Below are 6,608 nucleotides of genomic sequence, written 5' to 3' on the forward strand. Positions count from 1 at the left end.
TAGCGCCGTGTGCGGGCCGGGGGCGCCGCAGCGGGCGCACCGGTCGAAGGTGGGGGCCCAGCCGGCCTGGGCGAGCGCGCGCAGCAGGAACGAGTGCAGGATCAGGCGTGGGTCGTGCGCACCGCGGGCCAGCGCGGCCAGCGCGCCGTGGAAGAGGCGGTACTGGGCGCGCCGACCGTCGTCGTCCACCGCGGGGACCCGCTCGACGGCCTCGGCGAGGGCGCCGGCGACGGTGTAGGCGTCGTAGTCGGCGGCCAGCATGGTCGCGTACGGGTGCAGCAGCTGCGCCTGGCTCACGGTGTGCAGCTCGCCCCGGCCGCGCGCGAGCTGGAGCGTGGAGTGCATGAACGGCTCCACCACCGAGCCCAGCCGGGAGGACGTCTTGCGCACCCCCTTGGCCACGGCCCGGACCAGGCCGTGCTCGGGGGTGAGCGCCTCGACGATGCGATCGGCCTCCCCCAGACGGTGGGTGCGCAGCACGATGGCCTCGGTGCGGAACGAGTTCGCCGCGTAGCCGCCGTGCCGCGCACCCCGCCAAGAGGAGCCGGAGCCGCTCACGCGCGCAGGGCGCGGTTCACCGCGGACACCACGGCCTTCAGCGAGGCGGTGGTGGTGTTGTGGTCCAGGCCAACGCCCCAGAGGACACGGTCGCCCACGGCCGCCTCCACGTAGGCGGCGGCCATGGCCGCGCCGCCCTCGGACAGTGCGTGCTCGGAGTAGTCGAGCACGCGGACGTCCACGCCCTCCTCGCCGAGGATGCGCAGGAACGCGTCGATCGGGCCGTTGCCCTGCGCCGCGCGGGTCTGCGTGACGCCGTCGACCTCGAGCTCGGCCTCCATCCGGAACGCGCCGTCCTCGCCGGAGGCCGAGGAGACCGAGCGGAGCCGGTAGTGGCCCCACTGCGCCTCCGCCGCGTCGGCGGGCAGGTACTCGTCCTGGAACACGCGCCACAGGTCGGCGCCGGAGACCTCGCCGCCCTGGGCGTCGGCCAGATCCTGGATGACGTGGGAGAACTCGATCTGCGCGCGGCGCGGCAGGTCCAGGTTGTGCTCGGACTTGAGCAGGTAGGCGACGCCGCCCTTGCCGGACTGCGAGTTCACGCGGATGACGGCCTCGTAGGAGCGGCCGATGTCCTTCGGGTCGATGGGCAGATAGGGCACGGCCCACGGGATGCCGTCCACGTCGGTGCCGGCCGCCTTGGCGTCGACCTCCATGGCCTCGAAGCCCTTCTTGATGGCGTCCTGGTGGGAGCCGGAGAAGGCCGTGAAGACGAGGTCGCCGCCCCAGGGCGAGCGCTCGGGCACGGCCAGCTGGCTGCAGTACTCGACCGTGCGCTTGACGTGGTCCATGTCGGAGAAGTCGATCATGGGGTCGACGCCCTGCGAGTACAGGTTCATGCCCAGCGTCACCAGGTCGACGTTGCCGGTGCGCTCGCCGTTGCCGAACAGGCATCCCTCGATGCGGTCCGCCCCGGCCAGGTAGCCCAGCTCGGCGGCGGCCACGCCCGTGCCGCGGTCGTTGTGCGGGTGCAGGGAGAGGATGAGCGAGTCGCGGTGCTCCAGGTTGCGGTGCATCCACTCGATCGAGTCGGCGTACACGTTCGGGGTGGACATCTCCACCGTCGCCGGCAGGTTCAGGATCATCTTGCGGTCGGTGGAGGCCTCCAGGACCGTGGCCACCTCGTCCGAGATGCGCCGGGCGAACTCGAGCTCGGTGCCCGTGTAGGACTCGGGCGAGTACTCGTAGGTGATCTGCGTGCCCTTGAGCTGCTCCTCGAACTTCTTCACCAGGCGCGCGCCGGAGGTCGCGATGTCCACGATCCCGTCCTCGTCCTGCCGGAACACCACGCGGCGCTGCAGCACCGACGTCGAGTTGTACAGGTGCACGATGGCCCGGTCGGCGCCCTCGAGCGCCTCGAAGGTGCGCTCGATCAGGTGCTCACGGGACTGGGTGAGGACCTGGATGGTGACGTCGTCCGGGATGTGGTCGCCCTCGATGAGCTGGCGGACGAAGTCGTAGTCGGTCTGCGAGGCGGAGGGGAAGCCGACCTCGATCTCCTTGAAGCCCATGCCGACGAGCAGCTGGAACATGCGCAACTTGCGCTCGGGGCCCATGGGGTCGATCAGGGCCTGGTTGCCGTCGCGCAGGTCCACGGCGCACCACAGCGGCGCCTTCTCGATGACCTTGTCCGGCCAGGTGCGGTCCGGCAGGGCGACCTCGATCTGGTCCTGGAACGGGACGTACTTGTGGAACTTCATCCCCGACGACTTCTGCAGGTGGGCGCTCATGCGTGTTCTCCCTCGACGTGCGCGCGGCGGGCGCGCGAAAGGTGGGTGGTCGGTGGCCGGACCGGGAGGTCAGGGGCTCCGCACGGGGTGTCCGGTCCGGTGGGAGGCGTCCTGCCTCCGCATGCGCTCAGGCGGCGTGGATCACGGCCTGGCACGGGGACCCCGTGCGGCCGGGAAGTAGCAGGCGGGCCGTGGCCGGCGCTGTCGTCGCGAGGCGGAGGGACATGCCCCCGACCCTAGCACCGAGGTGGGCCGGGCCACAGGAGGCCGTCCCCGTGTGACGCACGACGACGGCGGCCCGCTCCGGCGCGTGCGCGCCCGGGCCGGGGCCTCGGGCTCAGAAGCCGAGTCGGCCGAGCTGTTTGGGGTCGCGCTGCCACTCCTTGGCGACCTTGACCCGCAGGTCCAGGTGCACCTTGGTGCCGAGCATGCGCTCGATGCCCGCCCGCGCCTGCGCGCCGATCTCACGCAGCCGGGAGCCGCCCTTGCCGATGATGATGCCCTTCTGGCTGTCCCGTTCGACGAAGACGTTCGCCCACACGTCCATGAGGGGCCGATCCGCGGGGCGGTCCTCGCGCAGGGACATCTCCTCGACCATCACGGCCACCGAGTGCGGCAGCTCGTCGCGCACGCCCTCCAGGGCCGCCTCCCGGATGAGCTCGGCGACCATGACCGCCTCCGGCTCGTCCGTGAGCTCGCCGTCGGGGTACAGGGGCGGCCCGGCCGGCAGCAGGCCCGCGAAGACGCCCAGGACGTCGTCGACCTGGCGGCCGGCCACCGCCGAGACCGGCACGACGGCCGCGAAGCCCTCCCCGCCGTTCTCCGGCCCGAGGACCTCGTCGCCCAGCGCGGTCACGGCCACGAGCTGCGCCATGAGCTGCTCCGGGCCCACCTTGTCCGTCTTCGTCACCACGGCGACCACCGGGGTGCGGTGCAGGTAGGAGAGCTGCTGGGCGATGAACCGGTCGCCGGGACCGATCGCCTCGTCGGCCGGCAGGCACATGCCCACGGCGTCGACCTCGTTGAGCGTCTCCGCCACGAGGTCGTTGAGGCGCTCGCCGAGCAGGGTGCGGGGCCGGTGCAGGCCCGGGGTGTCCACGAGCACGAGCTGGAAGTCCTCGCGGTGGACGATCCCGCGGATGGTGTGGCGCGTGGTCTGCGGCTTGGAGGAGGTGATCGCCACCTTCTCCCCCACCAGCGCGTTGGTGAGCGTGGACTTGCCGGCGTTCGGCCGGCCCACGAGCGAGACGAAGCCGGAACGGAAGCCGTCCGCGGCGCGGGCCGGATCGACGAGATCGGTCATGGGGTCATCCTTGTCAGGCGGGGCGTGGGGTGGGGCGGCCGGCTCAGGCCACGGGGTCGGCGGGCGTGGCGCCGTGGGCCTGCTCCTCGCGCCGGCGCAGCCGCACCGGGCGGTCGGGGGTCTCGGAGACGCGCAGGCGCGCGACCCGGTTGCGGCGGGGCTCGAGGGTGTCCGCGACGAGCTCGATCCCCTGGACCACGACGCGCGAGCCCTGGATCGGGACGCGGCCGAGCTCCTTGGCCAGGAGGCCGCCGACCGTGTCGACGTCGTCGTCCTCGTCCTCCTCCGGCAGCTCGAACTCCTCCCGGAAGTCGTGGATGCCCATGCGCGCGTCGACGGAGTAGACGCCGGGCGCGACGAACTCCACCTCGGGGCGGTCCGGGTGGTCGTCCTCGTCGTAGATCTCGCCGACGATCTCCTCGATGAGGTCCTCGAGCGTCACGAGCCCCGCCGTGCCGCCGTACTCGTCCACCACCACGGCCACGTGGGTGGACTCGCGCTGCAGCTCCTGCAGGAGGGTGGCCACGGACTTCGACTCGGGGACGAAGCGGACGTCGCGCATGACCTCGGTGACGGGGGTGTCGGTCGCAGCGCCGTCGTGGTGCAGGGCGCGGGTGACGTCCTTGAGGTGCAGCATGCCCCGGATGTCGTCGGCGTCCTCGCCGATCACCGGGATGCGGGAGTTACCGGAGCGCAGGAACAGGGCCATGGCCTGGCCGAGCGTGTGGTCGGCGTCGATCGTGACGACGTCGGTGCGCGGCACCATGACGGAGCGGACGATGGTGTCGTTCATGGAGAACACCGACTGGATCAGCTCCGCCTCGGAGTCGGCGAGCACGTCCGCGTCGTGGGCGCGGGCGACGAACTCGCGCAGGTGGCGCTCCTGGAAGTCGTCCTCGTCCTCCGGCTCGACCTCGCGACGGCGCCGGTCCCGGTCCAGGCGGGCGGCGAGCGGGCCCAGGGCCCGGCGGAGCACCCACACGAGCCCGCCGAGGCGGCGGGCGACGGCGGCCTCGTTGCGGGAGCCGATCGGCCGCGGGCTCCAGACGCCCAGCAGGGCGGCCACGCCCACGAGCACGACCGCGGCGATCGCCACGGCGAGCCACGTGTCGTCCACCACCGCGTCGGCGGCCGCGGTCAGGCAGACGGCCGACAGGGCCTCGGCGACGAAGCGCCAGACCCGCAGGGCCCCGAGGTGGCTCTCCCGCTCGCGGGCGATCTCCAGGACCTTGGAGCCGGGCTGCTCGCGGACGATGTCCTCCGCGTCCCGCCGGGAGAGGTAGGAGAACGCGGACTCGGCCAGGGACAGCGTCCAGGTCAGGCCGAGGAAGACCAGGAACAGGGCGAAGAGGACGGCGGGCGTCAGCATGGGCGGTGCCGTCAATCCTCGACGGTGGGGGCCGGGGCGGGCCGCCCCAGGACCTCGGAGACGAGCCGATCCTGGAGCGTGAACATCTCCTCGCGCTCGGCGTCCTCGAGATGGTCGTACCCGAGCAGGTGGAGCATGCCGTGGGTGAGCAGCAGGAGCAGCTCGTCGTCACGGGAGTGCCCGCCGCGCGCCGCCTGCTCGGCGGCGACCTCGGGGCAGAGCACGACGTCGCCGAGCACGCCCTCGGCCGGCGCCTCGGGCGAGCCGGGGGTCAGCTCGTCCATGGGCAGGCTCATCACGTCGGTGGGCCCGGGCAGGTCCATCCACTCCTCGTGCAGCTCGGCCATGCGTGCGGCGTCCACGACGGTCACGGCCGTCTCGGCGCGCTCGTGGACGTGCAGGCGCGCGTACACGTGCCGGGCCATGCGCAGCAGCGCGTCCTCGGGGACCTCGATCCCCGACTCGTTCAGGATCTCAACGGCCACGGCGGGCCCCTCCTCGCTTCTGGGACCGCTCCGCGGGGCCGCGGGCGGCGTCGTAGGCGTCCACGATGGCGCTCACCAGCGAGTGCCGGACCACGTCCGAGGAGTCGAAGCGGACCATCTCCAGTCCCTCGATCCCCTCGAGCACCTCGACGGCCTGGGCCAGGCCGGACTGGGTGCCGCGCGGCAGGTCCACCTGCGAGGTGTCTCCCGTGACGACCATGCGCGCACCGAAGCCGAGGCGGGTCAGGAACATCTTCATCTGCTCGCCGGTGGTGTTCTGGGCCTCGTCGAGGATCACGAACGCGTCGTTCAGGGTGCGGCCGCGCATGTACGCCAGCGGGGCGACCTCGATGGTCCCGGCCTCCATCAGCCGCGGGATCGACTCGGGCTCGATCATGTCGTGCAGCGCGTCGTACAGGGGGCGCAGGTACGGGTCGATCTTCTCGGAGAGCCCGCCGGGCAGGAACCCGAGCCGCTCGCCGGCCTCGACGGCCGGGCGGGTGAGGATGATCCGGTTGACCTCCTTGGCCTGCAGCGCCTGCACCGCCTTGGCCATGGCCAGGTAGGTCTTGCCGGTGCCGGCCGGGCCGATGCCGAAGACGACGGTGGAGCGGTCGATCGCCTCCACGTAGTCCTGCTGGTGCAGGGTCTTCGCGCGGATGCGGCGGCCCCGGCCCGAGAGGATCGAGTCCAGGTGCAGCTGACCCGCGCCGCGCCCGGTGGCGGCATCGCGGACGTGGTGGACGACCTGGCCCATCACCTCGGGGGTGACGGCCTGGTCGCGGCGGGCGATCGAGCGCAGGTCCTCGACGACGCGCCGCACCGAGGCCACGTCGGCCACCGGCCCGGCCAGGTCCAGCCGCTGGTCGCGGACCGTGACGTCCACGGTGGGGAACACGCCGCCGAGGATCCGCAACAGGGCGTCCTGCGGTCCGAGCGTGCGGACCATGAGGTCGGCGGTCTCGAACGCGACCCCCTCGTGCGCGGTGGCGGGCGGGGTCGGGGTCGTGGGGGGCACGGTCACGATGGGGCGGATCACCTCGGGGTCGTGGGGGCGGGACGTCCCGTCCAGTCTAGGCGTCGGCGCGTCGTCCTGCCGGGGCTCACCAGCGGCCGAGCCGGTGCTGGAGCACGGCGAGGGCGGCGGGGCCGGCCGTGGAGGC

The 6,608-nt window shown here is 72.7% G+C and carries 6 protein-coding genes; all 6 read right to left on the reverse strand.

The features are described 5' to 3' along the window. Positions 1 to 558: DNA repair protein RecO (gene recO / locus D8M29_RS07180; protein WP_127445874.1), on the reverse strand; the 558-nt coding region annotated here is incomplete at its 3' end. Beyond that, entirely contained in the window at positions 555 to 2,288 is a 1,734-nt protein-coding gene (gene leuA / locus D8M29_RS07185) for a 2-isopropylmalate synthase (RefSeq protein WP_127435400.1), read from the reverse strand. The genes leuA and recO, both read right to left, overlap by 4 nt. A gap of 337 nt (positions 2,289 to 2,625) precedes the next feature. Further along, complete coding sequence (era, locus tag D8M29_RS07190) at positions 2,626 to 3,591, reverse strand: GTPase Era (RefSeq protein WP_041103742.1); 966 nt, start codon at positions 3,589 to 3,591, stop codon at positions 2,626 to 2,628. 43 nt (positions 3,592 to 3,634) lie between these two features. Then, entirely contained in the window at positions 3,635 to 4,960 is a 1,326-nt protein-coding gene (locus D8M29_RS07195; RefSeq protein ID WP_119217271.1) for a hemolysin family protein, read from the reverse strand. A gap of 11 nt (positions 4,961 to 4,971) precedes the next feature. Continuing rightward, positions 4,972 to 5,445, reverse strand: coding sequence for an rRNA maturation RNase YbeY (gene ybeY / locus D8M29_RS07200; protein WP_041103738.1), 474 nt, complete (start codon positions 5,443 to 5,445; stop codon positions 4,972 to 4,974). Next, entirely contained in the window at positions 5,435 to 6,472 is a 1,038-nt protein-coding gene (locus D8M29_RS07205; protein WP_230278170.1) for a PhoH family protein, read from the reverse strand. The genes ybeY and D8M29_RS07205 overlap by 11 nt, the downstream gene beginning before the upstream one ends. Positions 6,473 to 6,608: the final 136 nt, after the last annotated feature.

The organism is Micrococcus sp. HSID17227 (genome assembly GCF_003989405.1).
In the GTDB taxonomy this organism is placed as follows: Bacteria; Actinomycetota; Actinomycetes; order Actinomycetales; family Micrococcaceae; genus Micrococcus; species Micrococcus luteus.

Coding starts and splice junctions, on each gene's coding strand:
- leuA (WP_127435400.1), bottom strand. CDS start 2,288: ATGAGCGCCCACCTGCAGAAGTCGTCGGGGATGAAGTTCCACAAGTAC.
- era (WP_041103742.1), bottom strand. CDS start 3,591: ATGACCGATCTCGTCGATCCGGCCCGCGCCGCGGACGGCTTCCGTTCC.
- D8M29_RS07195 (WP_119217271.1), bottom strand. CDS start 4,960: ATGCTGACGCCCGCCGTCCTCTTCGCCCTGTTCCTGGTCTTCCTCGGC.